Source organism: Rhizobium sp. BR 362, from assembly GCF_036528765.1.
Classification (GTDB): domain Bacteria; phylum Pseudomonadota; class Alphaproteobacteria; order Rhizobiales; family Rhizobiaceae; genus Rhizobium.
The window spans coordinates 20,761-39,097 of record NZ_JARWGH010000040.1 but is presented as its reverse complement, the minus strand read 5'-3'; the positions used below and the strand labels follow the sequence as shown (position 1 = coordinate 39,097).

Genomic DNA, 18,337 nt, shown 5'->3' with positions numbered 1-18,337 from the left:
ATTGGCATACGTTGCTGGAATTTTGTGGTCTGGTCGGCACTCTGATCGTTGACGAAGAGGCTATTTACGATCCGCGCTCGCCTAACGATCGTCTCCTTCTTGGCATGAAGGGTACGATGAGCGAGATGGAGTTATCCGTGTTTCGGCAACGATCCGTCGAGGCCATGCGCCAAAAAGCGCGGCGCGGCGAACTTCATCTGACTGTTGCCGTCGGATATGTGAAGACGGATGATGCCCGTGTCGAGAAAGATCCTGATCGGCGCGTTCAGGAGAGCATTCTGCTCGTCTTTCGTAAATTCGCCGAACTGCAGACCGTCCGCCAGGTGTTGCTCTGGTTCAGGCAAGAGAATGTCTTGGTTCCGTCTGTCAATCAAGGGCGCGGCAAACCGCCGATCGAGTGGAAAGCTCCGGTTTATCATACCCTTCATCACATACTGACAAACCCCGTCTACGCTGGCTCGTACGCCTACGGCCGGCGTGGGACACGGGTGATGATCAAGGATGGGCGCAAACGGGTCATCCGTGATACGTTGCGGCGTAATTCGAAGGACTGGGAAGTTTTGATCCACGACCATCATGAAGGCTATATTAGCTGGGCCGAGTTTGAAAGGAATCAGCATCTGATCGCCGAGAATGCGAATGGAAAAAGCTACATAGGGCGGGGTTCGATAAGGCGTGGCGAAGCTTTGTTGCCTGGACTATTTCGTTGCGGTCGCTGCGGTCGTCGACTGCATATTCAATATTCTGGGAAAGGCGGCAACACGCAGCGATACGTTTGTCGCGGCACATTCGGCGACATGGCGGCTGCAAACTGCATCGGGTTCGGTGGCATGCGCGTCGATCGGGCCGTCGCGCAGGAAGTTCTCGAACGACTGCAACCCCTCGGGATCGAGGCGGCGTTGCAGGCAATGGAGGCGCACACGCAGCGTCATAGCGATAAGCGTCAGCAACTCGAGAACTCAATCAAGCAAGCACAATATGAGGCTGCTCGAGCGCGGCGCCAGTATGACGCTGTCGATCCCGACAATCGGTTGGTCGCGGGCGAGTTGGAAAGACGCTGGAATGAGAAACTGATCCAATTGCGTGACCTGGAGATCGAGCTTGAGACGCTCTCGACCGACCGCGACATGCCCGCGCTATCGGCAGATGACCGTGCAAGACTGATGAAGCTCGGCAGGGACCTGGGGCAGGCATGGGACAGCCCCAGCGTATCCATTGAGACGCGCAAAAAGATCATTCGGCTACTAATCACGGAAATTGTCGTCGATATCGTCGACGACACATTGGCGATCATCATTCATTGGCAAGGTGGAGATCATACCCGGATGACAGTGAAGAAGAACAAGATCGGCCAGACCCGGTGGGCAGTTAAGGCTGATGTTGTCGATCTCGTGCGCGCCTTGGCAAGGCAGTTACCTGATTTGTCAATCGCAGCGATCCTGAACCGCTCCGGCAAGCCGACTGGACATGGCGCCAGCTGGACACGAAGCCACGTCTGCAGTCTTCGCAACATCCACGGCATCCCCGTCTATCGGGAAGGCGAACGGGCTGAACGCGGCGAGAGAACCCTCGACGAGACCGCCGACATTCTGAAGGTAAGTCGAGCTACGGCTTATCGGATGGTAAGCAGCGGCGTCCTTCCCGCTCGACAGCTATGTGCTGGAGCGCCTTGGATCATTCAACTTTCCGACCTTCAAGACGACACTGTTCGCCGCGAAGCAGATGCCAGGCGATCAAGACGTCCGATATCTCAGGATCCGGTTCAAAATCCCCTTTTATTTTAAGGACATCGTCAGATGAGCAGTATGTCGCGCCAACGTCGTGCCCCGCAAAGAGCGCATTGCGGCGATTCATGGCTGGTCGGCGGATCGCGTTTTCCACCAGGTTGGAGTCGATATCGACGTGGCCGTCGTCCAGAAACAGCCGGAATCCGTCCTGCCGCGTCAGCATATAGGCCAGGGCTTTTCCGAGGTCGGACTTGCGTGAGACGCGCTGGGCTTGCGCTGCGAGCCAGGTGAAGAATTCGTCCACCAGCGGGAGGGACAGGTCCTGTCGAACTGCGCGGCGATGTTCGGGATCTGAGCCCCGGATACTGCCTTCGATCTTGTAGAGCGCGGCGATCCGCACCAGCGCCTCGTCGACGATGGGCGATCCACTCTTTGGCGCGGCCTTGATCAGCTTTCTGCGCCCGTGCGCCCAACAGAAAGCCAGCTTCAAGGGATCACCGCCCATCCGGTCCGACGTGGCGAGGTGAGAGTAACCACCGTAGGCATCCACCTGGATTGTCCCGTTGAACCCGTCGAGGATTTCAGCGGCATATTCGCCTTTACGCCCGGGCCGATAATGGAACACCACGCCCGGCGGCGCAGAACCGTTCCAGCCGCGGTCGTCACGCAACACGGCCCAGAGATAACCGGTCTTCGTCTTGCCTCGCCCCGGATCCAACACCGGAGCCGTGGTCTCGTCGACATAGAGCCGCGTGCTTTCAAACAGCAGCCGTTTTGCCATGTAGTCGACCACCGATGCGATTTCGCTGCCCGTGCGCCCCATCCAATCGGAAAGGACCGTGCGGTCTATCGGCACCCCATGTCGCGCCATGACCTCGGCCTGCCGGTTGAGCGGCATATGTTCGGAATGCTTGGAGACGGCAATCTCAGCCAGAAGGGCTTCCGTCGGCCAGCTCCCTTCCAGCAGATACGCCGGCGCTCTGGCCTGGACGACGCCCGTTCGACCCTTGGGGCAGGCGTATTTCGGGCGGATCGTGACGATCACCTCGTAGCGTGCCGGAATCCGGTCGAGCCGTTCCGTCCGGTCTTCACCGATCCGGACCATGTTGCCGCAACCACAGGGGCAGACAATACTGTCGGGCTCGATCACCTTCTCGACCCGCGGCAGGTGTTCGGGTAATGCACGGGCCTTACGCTCCTTGCGAGGGGCGGCCTTGTCCGGATCGGATGCGCCGGCTTCGATCTTTTTCTCGACGGCGGCGATCCGCGCCTGTGTTTCGGCAATCGCCGTTTCAAGGTCTTCCAGCGCCAGTTCCATCTGCGCCGGATCGAGCTTTTCCGATTTCGGCCCGAACTTCGTGCGCCGATAGTCGTGAACCTGCCCCTCAAGCTTCTCGACCAGTTCCTTCAGCTCGGCGATGAACGCGTCCCTTTCGGCAACCACAGCCTGCTCATGTTGACGTGCAGCACGCTCGACCGACAGTTCGAACTCCATCGCCGCAAAGGCTTTGACAACCTCTGGCGGAAGGTCCGGAAACAGGCTGAGATCAAGGGGCGATGACATGCGGCCTTATAGCAAGGCAGCACAAAAAAGCCAAATAAAACAATGCAAAGGCGGCCGGATATTTACCCTGCCGCGGACGGCGCGGTCACCCGTTGCGCCATGACCCGTCGCCAGTCAAGACCTTCGAACAAAGCCTCATATTGAGCCCTGGAAAGACGCATGGTCCCATCCTGAACCTTGGGCCAGGCAAAGTTTCCATGTTCAAGAATTTTGTACCTTATCTGAGAATGCAGCCTCAACCAGCGCAGATCAGCAGCTAGTGCGGGTCACGCATCCGTTTCATCCTCTATTCGCACGGCAGCTGCCCTGCGTTGGCAAGCGAAGTAACTTACAGGGCAGCCGTTTGCTGTTGCAGACCGACGATGGCGCCATATGGCCGCTTCCCCCTCAATGGACTGATCTTGTGAGCGTTGATCCGGAAGTTGCCGCGAGCAACGGGCGGGCGCTCTTGCTGGTTTCGAACTTGATGGAATTGGCCAACATGGTGGAACACCTTTGTGACAGGTTGGCAGCGCGGTCGCGAGCGGAGTGTAAGGATAATTATGCCGCTAATGTAGACGAGATTATGCCGCAAGAGGACTCGCAATGAGCAATATATCCCGATTTGTACGCCACATTTCCCTAATTTGCTCAGAGAATGTCCTTGATACAAATCAGAAGTGCGGTATAATTAGCATTACATTAATGCTCGATCTCATACCCGGAGCCCGCAATGCCTGCGAAGTACGGCGGCAAGCGATCAAAGATGGATGCCCTCATCGACGAGGGCACCTTCAATCCAAATTCCGAGAAGGTGCGCGACCCGAAGTTCCGCGGCAGCGAGTTCTTCGATCCGCGCGACGCCGTCCAGGTCAAATACGAGATGCTGCGACGCGTCTCCGTCGACAACGTCTCGGTAACGGACGCTTCCGACGAGTATGGTGTTTCCAGACCGACCTACTACCAGGCCAAGGCAAACTTCGACACGAGTGGGATTGCTGGACTGGTGCCGGCAAAGCCGGGTCCCCGCGGGCCCCACAAGGTCGACGACAAAGTCCTGGCATTTCTGCAGGCAAGGCTGGTTCCGGGCGTACCCGTTCATGCACGCGAGCTCGCCATGATGGTCCGCAACGAACTCGATATCGAGCTTCATCCCAGGACGATCGAGCGGGTGTTAAAAAAAACGATCCGCTAGACGTTGCCACGGGACCGGCATGTTCATTGCCGGCCATCGCGGACCAGTACGAGATGCTGCGCAGTGCAGCTCTCGGCGAAGTTCTGCCGCTCAAGGCCCGTAGCGGCCTCATGCTTTTTCTGCGCCGCGGCATGTGGGGATGGGCCCGTGCACTGCCTGCGGCGGCAAGCCCTGATCAAGACCCGTTTTACCTGTCATTGGCCACCCGACCGGCGCGCGACGACCTCAGCGCCGTCGTTCATGTCCTGGCGACCATCGCCATGAGCATCCACCAACGGAGAGCACCATGAACATGAATGTACACCTCAAAGTCCAGTCCCATCACCGTGAACGCAGCGCCTACCTCTACATCCGCCAATCTTCGATGCGGCAAGTCATCGACAATACCGAGAGCGCCATGCGGCAATATGCGCTTCGCGGGCGCGCTATCGCACTTGGTTGGCGCGACGAGCAAATTATCGTCATCGATAACGATCAGGGTGAATCCGGCGCATCGGCGGTCTGGCGCGAGGGATTTCAGCGGCTGGTCAGCGATGTCGGCATGGGGCATGCCGGGATCGTCATGGGTCTGGAGGTCTCCCGGCTGGCGCGCAACAATGCCGACTGGCAGCGTCTACTGGAGATCTGCGCCCTTGCTGACACCCTGATCCTCGACGAGGACGGTGTCTATGACCCGGCAAGTTTCAACGACCGCCTCCTGCTCGGCCTCAAGGGAACAATGAGTGAGGCCGAACTGCATGTGATCAAGGCAAGGCTGCGCGGCGGTATTCTCAACAAGGCACGGCGCGGCGAGTTCCGTTGCCCCCTGCCAACCGGACTGGTCTATGACCATTCCGGCAATGTGGCTCTCGATCCGGACATGCAAATTAGAGAGACGATTGCTCATTTCTTTGAGACGTTCTCTCGCGTCGGATCCGCCTCCCAGACCGTCAAGGCCTTTCGTCAGGAAGGTATTCTCTTTCCCTCCCGCCTGCACGATAGCCAGACTGTTTTTCGGCCACTGACGCCTTCGACGGCGATGCGCGTGCTGCATAATCCACGTTACGCCGGAGCCTATGCCTATGGTCGCCGTCGCTATCGACGAACCATCGATGGCAAAAAGCTCGTCCGTGAACAAGGTACCGACGATTGGACGGCGTGTATTCCAGATGCCCATCCCGGCTATATCAGCTGGGAGCAGCACCAAGAGAACCTGAGGATTCTAAAGTCGAACATCTGCCATAAATGGAACGCCGGTGTCGCATCGCCTCCGCGGGAAGGACCGGCGCTGCTGCAGGGACGGGCCGTGTGTGGGCAATGCGGCAGGCATTTTCACATGCGCTACGCTGCCCGACGCGGTCGACAGGAAGCCTGGTACGTTTGTGACCGCGCCCGTAGCAATCGCGGAGAACACGTGTGCCAGGCGATCTCTGCTCCTCCCGTCGACGAAGCCATCGGCATGTTGATCGCGGATCAGATGACGCCGGCAGCCGTCGAACTGGCAATTGAAGTCCGCAAAGAAATCGAAGCGCGACATGAAGAGGCGGACCGGCTGCGCTGTCGCGCAATCGAGCGCGCCCAAACCGAGGCCGATCTCGCCCAGCGCCGTTTCATGCTCGTCGATCCCAATAACCGCCTTGTCGCCGACACGCTCGAAGGGGAATGGAACGAGAAGCTCCGCATCTTGGCTAATGCCCGCGAAGAGCGCGAGCGCGCCCAGGAGCACGATCAATTCATCCTCAATAAGGCCGTCCAAGAGCGGTTGGTCACAATGACGGCGGACTTCAAAAAGCTCTGGACCAATTCAGAGACCCCGAACCGCGAACGAAAGCGCTTGCTTGCCCACATCATTGAGGATGTCACCCTCCTCAAACTACCGAAGAGAGGCACAACCAAGGCTCATATTCGCTTCAAAGGCGGCAAAACCCAGACACTCGTCACCATCAGCCCAAAATCGCCCAGCCAGCAGGTCAAGACGAGCCCCGACGTCATCCAACTGATTGATAAACTCCTCGACGATCATATTTTTTCCGAGATCGCCGACATTCTCAACAATCAGGGATACCGTCCGGGCTCGGTGACGCGCCGTGACCAGCGCAACGCCCGCTTCACAACCAAACGCGTCACCTATCTTGTTCGCGAATACAAGCTGAGATCACGCTATGACCGGCTCCGGGATCGTGGGATGTTGACAAAGAAGGAGGCGGCTGCACACCTCAATATCCATGAGCATACCCTCGCCAGATGGGCTGAACATGGCCTCGTCACCAGCCATGCCTACAACGGACACTATTACCTGTACGAGCTTCCGAAGAGCGATTTACCGCAAAAGCAATGCAGTCGATGGAACCAACTCGTCGATCGCCTCGCCGCCCATAAGGAAAATGCCAGACACGCCAAAACCTTCAACTGAATCCGAAAGAGAGATGCAGTATGAATGCAGATCGTTGTAGGTTAGCACCATTCCGGTGCCATCCCACACCAGGATCTTCAGGCGATCGCCGCGCTTCGACCGGAAGATCACCGTCACCCCGGAATGCGGATCGAGCTTCAATTCGGTCTGCACCATCAGAGCCAGCGCCTGATGCCCACAGCGGAAGTCAACCGGCCGCGTTGCAATCAGGATCGGCAGGCGTTGGCCCGCGACGATCATGCCGTCCCTCGCATGGCTCGCACCAGAGCCGCCACACGTTCAACCGGCACATCGCCGGGAACCCGCATCACAACGTCCGGGCCGATCTCCAATGTCAAGACCGACGAAACCGTCGCCGGCAGCGGCGGCGCCAAAACACTCACAGCCTCGCTCGGCTCTGCCGCAATCGCCAAAGGCACAAATGCAGGCTCGGCATCGCCGCTCTCCGACTGGCCCGACATAGTCTCAAAAGGCAACGCCAGAATGCCCTCGCGCACTTGCCGGCGCCACAAGGAAAGCTGGTGCGCAACAACGTCATGACGGCGCGCGACATCAACAACACGAACGCCAGGCTCAAGGCTTTCCGCCACGATCCGCGCCTTCACATCGTCCGGCCAACGCCGGTTTCCGCGGCGCGGCTCGACAACTTCGTAACGCCCAACAAATCCATCATCTGCCATGCAAATCTCCAGATAGTCCTGGAAACCTTCTCGCACACCCGGCAAGCCTCAAAATATAGCCAATTCAATGGGGCGGAGACGGCGCTTACGCCGCAATCATAAAAATACGAAAGTTGATTCAATTTGAGAGGGCCATTGCCGATTACATCCGGATTGATGACATTGCCGACATAGCCGATCCAATCATTATATTGAGAGCCGGCGCGGCCGATGAGGAAACCACCAAGCGATATATTCGCCACAGGTAGATCGGCGCCGATCGTGCTACTATCGTCCGTATAATCGAACCGTAGAGTCGTCGTCGTCTTCAGGAGGCCATATTCAGTCTCCGTTGCCGCATTGACATAGATTTCGCTTCGCGTCAGCCAGGTGGTGCCGCTGGGTTCAACTGGGGCGTAAGGATTGTATGACGATGCCTGCGTGCGGACCATACCCCCGACTTGCATGCAGGTTTCAGATCCAGGGATATAGAAATAGCCCTTGCCGTAGGCATCGCAGATGCGGACAAGTTCAGCCGGTTCCGGCTCGACGGCGACGACTTGATCGATAGCGCATACGGAAGGCGCGACTGAAAGTGTTGCAATCCCGCCGAGAAGAATGGGTCTGATATTCACTGAAGCTCCGATGTTTGGGTCAAAGAGAAATTCATCGCCCGCGCTAAACGCGTGCTCAACAATCGTCCTGGAAAGCGAATTTTATGCATGAGATTTGGGATCAGGGATTCATTCCCATCCCTGAGCAAGCAAGGACTATCGTTACGTTTTCAAGAGAAGCAATTCGTCCTGAATATTCCTTGGTGACAAGACCAGATCTCTCCATTACGTCCGGAAATCTGATGGCAGGAGGTAGGCGGCGGCAGAGAGCATTTTGCTGACATTTTCGACATTTCCGCTCAGTTGACTTTGATCGTGAAGCGTTCGCAAATGGCTCGAAGCAATATGCATGCCGCAGGAAAAACCCTTTGTTTTGCAGTAACTTTCTTAAAGCAGCTCTCCGGCAAGTCCGCCATTGTCGCATGTCAGACAGACCTGAGCGACATCGGCGCATGATGTTTGCAGGTAGCAGCTTTTGAAACACGGGTGGATCGTCGATCAACCGTCTGCTTATCGCTTGCAGGTCTAAAGCCTCAGTTCACGCCGTGACTCCAACTGTATCGAATGAGCGGGTGATTTCCAGCGCACGTTCGGGGCATGATCGAGCACCCCGGGATGCGCGAAATTCGTTCCCTGCAGCAACGTCGATATTGCCGGGCAGGATATAACCATCCTCATCCAACTTGAAGATCTCCGGCGCTTGGAACCAGCATCGCGCGTGTCCCTGGCATTTGGCAGTGTGGACGATGATGTGCATGCCGCACCTCCGAAGCTGCATAGCGGCGCTCGAGTTATGACCATTCCAGGACCAGATTTTCGATCCCGAACACATGGCCGCCATGGGTTATGGGGGCCGTACCTTCTTTGATACGGAAATGAGGAATATGAGACAGCCATTCCTCCAAGCCGATGATGATCTCCCGCCGGGCAAGGTGCGAACCAAGACAACGATGGGGACCTGCGGCGAACGCGGTGTGGCAGTTGTCCTCGCGTGCCAGGTCAATCACGTTGGGATCCTCGAACTCCGCCGGATCACGATTGGCAATCATCGTAGCGCAGCAAACATAATCCCCTTTGCGAATCGGCGCGCCTTCGAAATCGATATCTTTCGTTGCCACACGAATCATCTGTACGGTCGAATATGCCCGCAACAATTCTTCGGTTGCGAGCACGATCCGTTCCGGTTCACTGCGCAACAAATTTTGGTCTTTTGGATTGCGTGCCAGATGGGCCAAGTCAAAGCCGATCGCGGCTGCGACCGTATCGAGCCCCGCGACGAACAATAGTACGCCGATGCCACGGACTTCGTTTTCGGCCAGCAGGCGGCTATCGATCTGTGCCTGCACGACGAAGGTCATGAAGTCGCCTGCAGGCTCTTTCCGGCGCAAGGCCGCAAGTTCGTCGATAAACTCCAGAATAGACCGAGCGGCTGCCGATCGTTGGACCTTATCTCCGTGGAGCAAGGCCTTCGCCCAGCCGACAAATACGTCGAGCCGCTCGTTCGGTAATCCCAAAAACTGAAGAAAGACGCCAACTGTGAATGGAATGGCAAAATCTTTCATCACCTCGCAGCTTTTACCCGACACGGAGATCTTTTCGACAATGGTGATCGCTTGCGCACGGATAGACGCTTCCAGCGCCATCACTCGTTTTGGCGAGAACAGGGGGTTAAGCAGGGAGCGAAAGATGCCGTGGGCCGGTGGATCAAGCTCGAGTGGGATCAACGGCCAGTCGTCACCGAGCGCAGAGGCGAAAATGCTGCGATTGCTGGAAAAAGTATCAGGGTCCTGCAGCACTTTGCGTTGGTCTTTGGCCCGGGTTCTGAGCCACGTGCCACGACCATCACGCGTATTGTGGAGTGAATAAAACACTGGTGGTCCGGCGTGAACACGAGCGGCGGCTCCATGAGGATCTCCATTGGAGACGCGTTGCATGCCGGGTGACGTGAACAAGCTGAAGTCGCTCACCATTTCGCGCGGAACATGATCTGGAATTGGGTCACCCACGAATTGATTTCTCCTGAACGGCGGCTGGCTGCATTAGCCCGTCATGTTCTTTGACGGCTGAAGTCCCATTGCCGCTCTTCATCTGCCGATCGAAAAGCCAAGAGGGCGAGTGGCGATACTCGGCAACTCCGGCTATTGACCGTCGCGATCTGGTTGTCCGGTCGATCGCGACCCGACATCCCCCGATTATGAGGCCACTCAAGGTGCCGGCAGCGCTGATCGCCTCGCAGAGAGAGTTCAAAATTCATGCCAGTTCCCTTTGGTCGGCCGAAAAGCGATCTTCCCGTTGCTCTTCGGCTATTTGATCCCGAGCAAGCTGAAAAAGCTTGTGTCGAGGAGCTAACAAAAACCGGTGAAACGCGATCGCGCTCGCGCAAGCAACTTGGCGTAGAGGTCGACGAGCAAACACGCGACATTACGGTGTCGCGCTTCCGACAATGCCGGACACGGTCAAAGGCGCATGAGTAGCACTTCATTGTTTTAAAACGATGTTCTGCCTTGGCCTGAATAATGCCTGAACCGCCGCCGACTTGCTGGAGGAGGAAAATCCGACAGTCGGCCCCACACAAAAAGGTGGGTAGCTGCAAAGACACCGCCATACGTATGGCACAGAAAGCCGCCGCCACGATCCGTGCGCTCAATGCGACGGGCAAAAGAATTTTTTGCGCAAAAGTTTCGCCTGTCGCCAATCCATCGCCACCCACAGAGGAGAGCAATTGTGAGCTTTCTTGAAACGAGTTTGAAGCTGTTTCAACAAAAATATGCGCCAGACTTAGGTCCAGAACAATACGCTCACCACACTGGATGTGATCGGGACGGCAATTCGATGAGCGGCTCGCTGTTGTGGGCAAGGGCTGAAACCCAGAGGATGAACAATGCGTTGGATACCGGGACAACCAATATGGTCGACGCCGAGATCAAGTTGGCACGAGACCTTCAGCAGAGAGTAAAAGAGTATGTCCGATGGCCTCAGGGCAAGCGATCTCAAAAAGGGGTGTCAATTCTCGACTTTGGCCCCGGAACAGTGCGAGCATTTCAGCAGAAGACCCTTCCCCTTGCAACGGAGTTGCGCGGAAAAACCTCACGTTGCGTACTGGTTGATCGCTCGAACGAGTTCCTCTCGGATATAGAGCGATCGCCACCATCGTTCGACCTGAAGATCGAGTTCATACGAGATGACATTTTTTCCGGGCGGCGCTTTTTTTCCGATGAGGAAACGGCATTGGTCGTCATGTTCGGGCGGACTTTTGGGAATCTTGCCGCTTCCATAAGTGAGGCTCCTCCGGTTGCGGCGGTTGTCCAGGCGTTGAGGAGGATATCGAACAGCGCTGAGAAGTGCTGGCTTGCGATCTCAATAGGCTCGGATCTGAGGTGGAATGTCGCAAAAGCCTACTACGAAGCGCATCCAGAATTTCAGCTAAACGTATTTTATCGAATGAAGGCAGAATTACCCGTCGACGATAACTTTGATCCAGGAGTGTTTGAGTATGAGGCGGATATAAGAGGTGATGACAGCTTCATGCAGGTGATCCACACCGCGACGGTGAATAGAAATTTGTCGTTTCGACTCAAAGGAAAAAGCATCGAACTTAAAAATGGTGATCGGCTGCATTTGAAGAACTCATTTTCTTTTTCGGAAGAGTTTTTCAGAGAATGCGCGAACCTGGCAGGGCTTGTGTCGGTTGATGTGCTTTCAGATGCCGCCGGCTCAGACATTCACGTGCTGGAAAAGGCGACCTAAGAACAAGTCCTGCCGCCGCTGCCGGCGAAGAGCCAATCCTTCGCATGCTATTGGCAATAACCAGCCATTCCACCCATGTCTGGCAACGATTTGTCGTGCCCTTTCGGCCAAAGCGCGAGGGAATATCGGGCATAACGGATTGGGCAACATTCGCGGCCGAGACGCTCGGCCCCGAACTCGATGTCCCGGCGAGGAGGTCGGCAGCAGTCCCTCGCGCTCGTCAGGCGGTTAACGGGTCAAGATCACTTGGCCTTGTCCGATATGCGACAATCGATCGATATGCAACGCCGGGCGGTTTGATCGATTATGTTGAACAAGAAAACATTTTTTCCTTTGGCACGCATATTGCTGCGAAGCATTTGCAGACGCGTCACGGTCCGACGGTACCGCATGGAGATGTCGAAATGTTAGCGCCAAATTATCTGCCGGGACCTATGCCCGGTCATCCGAGAGCAGAAGGCTCCAGATCCCGAAGAAGGAACAGGCCATGTTCGCCGAGGAATATCGAACGGTGGCCACGCAGACGCATCAGGTTGTACCTGGGTGGTCGCGACGAACGCACGAGCAAACCCTCATCGTCGTCATAACCTCTAATCTGACGGCGCCTCAATAGGCGGCTTTTTGTTCGCGGCGATCAATGCCGACCGGTCCGGCGCGTTTTGAATTGATATTTGCCGAATTGCTGCAGAATCTCCCCAAACGCCCGTCGTGGAACCCTCGAACTTGGACAGCAATCGCATCCAGGCGCGAGGCCTTGGACGATTGGTCCAGATCCTTCAACCGCAGGAACCTAATCCATGGCTCACTTTGAAGACATCGACCAGTTTCGTCAGCGTATCGCCGAAGCACTCCCTTCGGCCAATATCCCAACCTTGTTGCTCCTGCTTTATCAGTTCACAGGACGAGAATATTGGCTAGGTCCGCGGTTTATTCCTGCCAAGAGCGGCTGGGACGACAACGACTCCGGTGGTCTGGCAATCGAATTGCAGGCGGAGATTCGCGATGCAGCACTGAGCGCCATCATGGCTTGGCGCCAAGGCGTTCCCATCGCAAGGGCAGACTTATCGGCAGAAGAATTGATCCGCATGCTCTCCATGTCAGAAGCTGAGCCTATTCCGCCGGAATATGCTGACATGATGATCCACAAGCTGCGGAGGTATTCAGGCGCGGTTCCTGATCCTGTGTGTTTGCCGGACAACTTCCGCATACTTGTCATCGGAGCCGGCATGTCCGGCATCGCGGCCGCAGTTCGGCTGCGACAACTGGGCGTTTCTTACATCCAGATTGAAAAGCAGGACCGCACAGGCGGGGTCTGGCATTCACATCGCTATCCTGGCTGCGGGGTCGACACGCCCGGACATCTATACTCCTTCACGTTTGCCAGCGGCGACTGGAGTAAGTTCTTCCCGTTGCAGCAGGAAATTGATGAATATCTCAACCGGGTCGCCTGCGACTTCGGTATTGAAAGCTCAATCCGCTACGGCACGGAATGCCTGTTTTCTCGTTATGATGAGGAAAGCCGGACTTGGCATTCTCGATTGCGCTTGCCAGACGGGCGGGAAGAAACCCTTGTAACCAATGTGGTCATTTCAGCCGTGGGCGGATTTACCACGCCAAAATGGCCAAACATTCCCGGGCTGCGTGACTTCGACGGACCGTTGGTGCACACCTCCAATTGGGATCCCGGGGTTACGCTCGACGGCAAACGCGTGGCTGTGATCGGAAACGGAGCATCGGCAATGCAGATTGTCCCGGCCATCGCCGATCGGGTGAGCGCCCTGACAATCTTCCAACGATCGCGCCAATGGGCGGCACCCTTTCCAAAATTTCTTATGTCGGTTCCCGAGTCGATGCAGTTCTTGCTCCGCGCGGTACCACATTACGAATGGCTTTATAGGCTCCGGCTGAGTTGGATTTTTGATACTCAAGTGCACGAATCCCTGCAGAAGGATCCGGCATGGCCGCATCCCGATCGCTCTGTGAATGCGCTGAACGACGGCCACCGCGAGACGTGTACACGATATATCGAAGAACAGCTCGCCGGGCGGCCCGAGCTACTGGCGAAGGTCATTCCCCCCTACCCGCCGTTCGGCAAGCGAATGCTCCTGGACAATGGCTGGTACAGAACCCTTCTGAAGCCGCAGGTCAGTCTGGTGGACAGCGCTGCTGCACAGGTCGAAGGCAAGTCGATCCGAGCGATAAATGGCGACAGCCATGAGGCAGATGTTCTCATCGTCGCCTCGGGCTACGATATCACACGCTTCTTGCTTCCAGTTCAGATATTCGGACGCGATGGCGTGACAGTACGTGAGGCTTGGGACGATGACGACTGTCAGGCGTATCTTGGTAGCGTCATGCCGGGTTTCCCGAACTTCTTCATGCTCTACGGCCCCAATACAGCCCTCGGTCATCGCGGGAACTTCATCTTCACGATCGAAAGCCAGCTGGACTACGTGCTGAGCGTTCTGCGCCAGATGGGAGAAAAGAAGTTATCCGAGGTGGAATGCCGGCAAGACGTTTATCAACACTACAACCGGACGATCCAGGAAATGCACCAGAAGATGATCTGGAGCCATCCCGGCATGTCCACCTATTTCCGCAACGCCCGGGGGCGAATCGTAACAAACAGCCCTTGGCGCCTTATCGACTATTGGAACCTAACGAAGGAGGCAGACCTCAGTGACTACCACATCATGGGGAACGTCGGCTACCAGTCAAAGGCCTCGGCTGAAGCGGTTTGAAAAGCGGTCGCCACTCAGGGGTCGAGTTGAGATCGAGGATTAAAATCGCTCACTGAATAAAAAGGCCTCAGGGGTGGGAAGGTGGAGGAGCAGGATGGCCGCGACCGAAACGTTTTACGATGTTATCCGTCGCCAGGGCATAACCCGGCGCAGTTTCATGAAGTTCTGCAGCCTCACGGCGGCCTGCCTCGGCCTTGGCTCCGATACGGCCGCAGCGATGGCCGAGGCACTTGAAACCAAAGAGCGTGTGCCGGTGATCTGGATGCATGGGCTCGAATGCACCTGCTGCTCGGAAAGCTTCATCCGCTCCGCCTATCCGCTGGCCAAGGATGTAGTCCTGTCGATGATTTCACTCGATTACGACGATACAATCATGGCGGCGGCCGGCTACCAGGCCGAGGCGATCCTCAAAGAGACCAAGGAGAAGCACAAGGGCAAGTACATTCTTGCCGTCGAAGGCAATCCGCCGCTCAACGAAGGCGGGATGTTCTGCATCGATGGCGGGCGACCCTTCGTCGAGAAACTCAAATGGATGGCCGAAGGCGCCCTGGCTGTCATCGCCTGGGGAACCTGTGCCTCTTCGGGCTGCGTTCAGGCCGCAACGCCCAACCCCACCGAGGCGACGCCGATCGACAAAGTGATCCGCGACAAGCCGATCATCAAAGTGCCTGGCTGTCCGCCGATCGCAGAGGTGATGACCGGCGTCGTCACCTTCATCACCACGTTCGGCAAGCTCCCCGAACTCGATCATCAGGGTCGGCCTAAGATGTTTTATTCGCAGCGCATCCACGACAAGTGCTATCGGCGCGCTCATTTCGACGCCGGCCAGTTCGTCGAGGAGTGGGACGACGAAGGCGCGCGCAAGGGCTACTGCCTCTACAAGATGGGCTGCAAAGGCCCGACCACCTATAACGCCTGCTCGACCGTTCGCTGGAATGGCGGCGTCTCTTTCCCGATCCAGTCGGGTCATGGCTGCATCGGCTGCTCGGAACAAAATTTCTGGGACGCAGGAAGCTTTTACTCCCGACTGACCGAGGTCAGCCCATTCGGCGTGGAAGCCACTGCAGACCAGGTGGGCATGACCGCAGCTGGTGTTGTCGGTGGGGCGATTGCTGCCCATGCTGCAATCAGCGCCGTCAAGCAGGTCACCGCCAAGCGCGGGAAAACCGGTCCTAAAAACGGCAATGGACAGGAAAGATCACGATGACCATCCAAACGCCAGATGGCTTCACGCTCGACAATTCCGGCAAGCGTCTTGTGGTCGATCCTGTAACCCGCATCGAAGGCCACATGCGGGTCGAGGTCAATGTCGACGAGGACAATATCATCCGCAATGCCGTTTCCACCGGCACAATGTGGCGAGGCATTGAAGTCATCCTCAAAAATCGCGATCCACGCGATGCCTGGGCTTTCACGGAACGGATCTGCGGCGTCTGCACCGGAACCCATGCGCTCACATCGGTGCGGGCGGTTGAAAATGCGCTCGGCATAACCATTCCGGAAAACGCCAATTCGATCCGCAATCTCATGCAGCTGGCATTGCAGGTTCATGACCACGTCGTGCATTTCTATCACCTGCATGCGCTCGACTGGGTGGATGTCATATCTGCCCTCACGGCCGATGTGAAGGCCACCTCGGCGCTTGCCCAATCGGTGTCCGATTGGCCATTGTCTTCGCCGGGCTACTTCAAAGACATCCAGACACGGCTGAGAAAGTTCGTCCAATCCGGCCAGCTTGGTCCATTCAAGAACGGCTACTGGGGCAATCGATCCTATAAGCTGCCGCCTGAAGCGAACCTGATGGCCGTAGCACACTATCTCGAAGCCCTCGATTTCCAGAGGGAGATCGTCAAGATCCACACGATCTTCGGCGGGAAAAATCCGCATCCGAATTGGCTGGTCGGCGGAGTGCCCTGTCCGATCAACCTCGACGGCACGGGAGCCGTCGGCGCGATTACAATGGAACGGTTAAACCAAATTTCGTCGGTGATCGACCAGCTGATCGAGTTCAACGAGAAGGTATACCTACCGGACATCATGGCGATCGGTTCCTTCTACAAGGATTGGCTGTTCGGCGGCGGGTTGTCGGGCAAGAACGTGCTTGCCTATGGCGACGTGCCGGAACACGCAAATGACTACACGGAGGCGAGCCTGAAGCTTCCGCGCGGTGCGATCATTAATGGCAATTTCAACGAAGTCCTGCCAGTCGACCATTCCGATCCAGAGCAGATCCAGGAATTCGTCAGTCACTCCTGGTACGAATATCCGGACGAGGCCAAGGGCTTGCATCCCTGGGACGGTGTCACCGTGCCGCATTACGAGCTTGGGCCGAATGCCAAGGGCACCAAGACCAACATTCAAGAGCTGGACGAAGGCGGAAAATATTCTTGGATCAAGGCGCCGCGCTGGCGCGGCCACGCCATGGAAGTCGGCCCGCTTTCCCGTTGGGTCTTGGGCTACGCCCAGGGCAAGGCAGAATTCAAGGATCCCGTCGACAAGGTCCTGAAGGACCTCGGCCTGCCGACCGCGGCGTTATTTTCGACACTAGGGCGTACCGCCGCTCGCGCGCTCGAATCCGTCTGGGCAGGCCGGCAGATGCGCTATTTCCACAACAAGCTGGTCGCCAATATCAAGGCCGGCGACAGCGCCACCGCCTTCATCGACAAATGGAAGCCGGAGACTTGGCCTTGCGAGGTCAAGGGCGTCGGCTTCACCGAGGCCCCGCGCGGCGCCCTCGCACACTGGATCAAGATCAAGGGGGGCAAGATCGACAATTATCAATGTGTGGTGCCGACCACCTGGAACGGCAGTCCGCGCGATCCGCACGGCAATATCGGCGCGTTCGAGGCCTCACTGATTGACACGCCTATGTCGGATCCGTCGCAGCCGCTCGAAATCCTCCGAACCCTCCATTCCTTCGATCCGTGCCTTGCATGCTCCACCCATATCATGAGCCCGGACGGACAGGAAATGGCCAAGGTCCAAGTCAGATGAGGAGGACGATCATGAGCATCTCTGCTATCTCAAACGCCGATGACGAACGCGCCAGCGAGCGCGAAAACGTGTATGCCTACGAGGCGCCCGTTCGCCTCTGGCACTGGATAAACGCTTTCTCCATCCTGGCGCTGGCGCTGACGGGTTATTTCATCGGCAGCCCATTGGCGGCGGCACCCGGCGAGGCGAGCGCCAATTTCCTGATGGGCTATATCCGTTTTGTCCATTTCGCCGCCGGGCAGATCCTGGCCGTGGCCCTGATCCTCAGAATCTACTGGGTCTTCGTCGGCAACGTGCATGCACGCCAAATCTTCTACGTTCCCTTCTGGAGCGGACGGTTCTGGAGCGAATGGCTGCACGAGGTGCGCGTTTACACATTCCTTACTGGACGCGCGTTGAAATATGCTGGCCACAATCCGCTGTCGCAATTCGTCATGTTCGTGACGTTCACGCTGCCGCTGACATTCATGGTGATCACCGGATTTGCGCTCTATGGCGAAAGCGTCGGCCACGACAGCTGGGCATACAGGCTGTTTGGTCGGGTATTCTTCATCTGGCCGAACAGCCAGTCCGTTCATACCCTTCATCATCTGGGAATGTGGGTGATCCTGATCTTCGTGATGATCCATATCTATATCGCGGTACGCGAGGACATCGTCAGCCGCCAGAGCATCGTTTCGTCGATGATTTCGGGCGAGCGGCTGTCCAAGCACAACGAGGACTAG

The 18,337-nt window shown here is 56.9% G+C and carries 17 protein-coding genes and 1 pseudogene; 10 read left to right on the top strand and 8 right to left on the bottom strand.

The genetic code is table 11. The features are described from left to right. On the top strand, window positions 1–1,784 hold a 1,784-nt coding region (locus QDY28_RS27335), incomplete at its 5' end, for a recombinase family protein (RefSeq protein WP_184806316.1). 28 nt (window positions 1,785–1,812) lie between these two features. Here QDY28_RS27335 and tnpC read toward each other — a convergent pair. Both tnpC and tnpB (QDY28_RS31085) read right to left on the bottom strand, forming a co-directional pair. Then, a pseudogene (gene tnpC, locus QDY28_RS27330) lies at window positions 1,813–3,291 on the bottom strand (IS66 family transposase); the annotation flags it as partial. 62 nt (window positions 3,292–3,353) lie between these two features. Next, the gene (tnpB, locus tag QDY28_RS31085; protein WP_162944135.1) at window positions 3,354–3,530 is read right to left on the bottom strand and encodes an IS66 family insertion sequence element accessory protein TnpB; all 177 of its coding nucleotides are present in this window, start codon (window positions 3,528–3,530) and stop codon (window positions 3,354–3,356) included. Window positions 3,531–3,550: 20 nt separating this feature from the next. On the opposite strand from tnpB (QDY28_RS31085), the gene QDY28_RS31080 reads away from it, so the two are divergent. The 4 genes from QDY28_RS31080 (at window position 3,551) to QDY28_RS27315 (ending at window position 6,857) form a co-directional block, all read left to right on the top strand. Then, the gene (locus QDY28_RS31080) at window positions 3,551–3,880 is read left to right on the top strand and encodes a DUF5372 family protein (RefSeq protein WP_184806313.1); all 330 of its coding nucleotides are present in this window, start codon (window positions 3,551–3,553) and stop codon (window positions 3,878–3,880) included. Between the two features lie 123 nt (window positions 3,881–4,003). Then, window positions 4,004–4,465: a helix-turn-helix domain-containing protein gene (locus QDY28_RS27325; protein WP_184806310.1), complete on the top strand. Its 462-nt coding sequence runs from the start codon at window positions 4,004–4,006 to the stop codon at window positions 4,463–4,465. A gap of 53 nt (window positions 4,466–4,518) precedes the next feature. Next, window positions 4,519–4,755 carry a hypothetical protein gene (locus QDY28_RS27320; RefSeq protein ID WP_028754843.1) on the top strand — a complete coding sequence of 79 codons (237 nt, stop codon included), beginning with the start codon at window positions 4,519–4,521 and terminating at the stop codon, window positions 4,753–4,755. Then, window positions 4,752–6,857, top strand: a complete 2,106-nt coding sequence (locus QDY28_RS27315) for a recombinase family protein (protein WP_331384429.1) — start codon at window positions 4,752–4,754, stop codon at window positions 6,855–6,857. The genes QDY28_RS27320 and QDY28_RS27315 overlap by 4 nt, the downstream gene beginning before the upstream one ends. Here the strand turns inward: QDY28_RS27315 and tnpB (QDY28_RS27310) are convergent. From tnpB (QDY28_RS27310) to QDY28_RS27290, 5 genes are all read right to left on the bottom strand, one after another. Next, window positions 6,765–7,097 (bottom strand): IS66 family insertion sequence element accessory protein TnpB, encoded by a 333-nt coding sequence (gene tnpB, locus QDY28_RS27310; RefSeq protein ID WP_081598427.1) that lies wholly within the window; start codon window positions 7,095–7,097, stop codon window positions 6,765–6,767. The genes QDY28_RS27315 and tnpB (QDY28_RS27310) overlap by 93 nt on opposite strands. Beyond that, the gene (gene tnpA, locus QDY28_RS27305; protein WP_015341991.1) at window positions 7,094–7,537 is read right to left on the bottom strand and encodes an IS66-like element accessory protein TnpA; all 444 of its coding nucleotides are present in this window, start codon (window positions 7,535–7,537) and stop codon (window positions 7,094–7,096) included. The genes tnpB (QDY28_RS27310) and tnpA overlap by 4 nt, the downstream gene beginning before the upstream one ends. Beyond that, complete coding sequence (locus tag QDY28_RS27300) at window positions 7,459–8,151, bottom strand: porin (protein ID WP_004112883.1); 693 nt, start codon at window positions 8,149–8,151, stop codon at window positions 7,459–7,461. Before QDY28_RS27300 ends, tnpA begins: the two co-directional genes overlap by 79 nt. Before the next feature lie 517 nt (window positions 8,152–8,668). After that, on the bottom strand, window positions 8,669–8,887 hold the full coding sequence (locus QDY28_RS27295) for a ferredoxin (RefSeq protein WP_004112880.1): 219 nt from the start codon (window positions 8,885–8,887) through the stop codon (window positions 8,669–8,671). A 34-nt stretch (window positions 8,888–8,921) separates the two neighbouring features. Further along, window positions 8,922–10,100: a cytochrome P450 gene (locus tag QDY28_RS27290; RefSeq protein WP_051043313.1), complete on the bottom strand. Its 1,179-nt coding sequence runs from the start codon at window positions 10,098–10,100 to the stop codon at window positions 8,922–8,924. A gap of 754 nt (window positions 10,101–10,854) precedes the next feature. Between QDY28_RS27290 and QDY28_RS27285 the strand changes: the two genes are divergently transcribed. Further along, window positions 10,855–11,877: an L-histidine N(alpha)-methyltransferase gene (locus QDY28_RS27285; protein WP_240535393.1), complete on the top strand. Its 1,023-nt coding sequence runs from the start codon at window positions 10,855–10,857 to the stop codon at window positions 11,875–11,877. 606 nt (window positions 11,878–12,483) lie between these two features. Here QDY28_RS27285 and QDY28_RS27280 read toward each other — a convergent pair. After that, window positions 12,484–12,657 (bottom strand): hypothetical protein, encoded by a 174-nt coding sequence (locus tag QDY28_RS27280; RefSeq protein ID WP_154660802.1) that lies wholly within the window; start codon window positions 12,655–12,657, stop codon window positions 12,484–12,486. Window positions 12,658–12,674: 17 nt separating this feature from the next. Here QDY28_RS27280 and QDY28_RS27275 point away from each other — a divergent pair, with 17 nt between their 5' ends. The 4 genes from QDY28_RS27275 (at window position 12,675) to cybH (ending at window position 18,337) form a co-directional block, all read left to right on the top strand. Further along, window positions 12,675–14,618, top strand: a complete 1,944-nt coding sequence (locus QDY28_RS27275; protein WP_004112870.1) for a flavin-containing monooxygenase — start codon at window positions 12,675–12,677, stop codon at window positions 14,616–14,618. Between the two features lie 94 nt (window positions 14,619–14,712). Next, a complete protein-coding gene (locus QDY28_RS27270; protein ID WP_004112868.1) occupies window positions 14,713–15,825 on the top strand; it encodes a hydrogenase small subunit in 1,113 nt (370 codons plus the stop codon). Further along, window positions 15,822–17,612 (top strand): nickel-dependent hydrogenase large subunit, encoded by a 1,791-nt coding sequence (locus QDY28_RS27265; protein WP_120764306.1) that lies wholly within the window; start codon window positions 15,822–15,824, stop codon window positions 17,610–17,612. The genes QDY28_RS27270 and QDY28_RS27265 overlap by 4 nt, the downstream gene beginning before the upstream one ends. Next, a complete protein-coding gene (gene cybH / locus QDY28_RS27260; protein WP_004112862.1) occupies window positions 17,609–18,337 on the top strand; it encodes a Ni/Fe-hydrogenase, b-type cytochrome subunit in 729 nt (242 codons plus the stop codon). The genes QDY28_RS27265 and cybH overlap by 4 nt, the downstream gene beginning before the upstream one ends.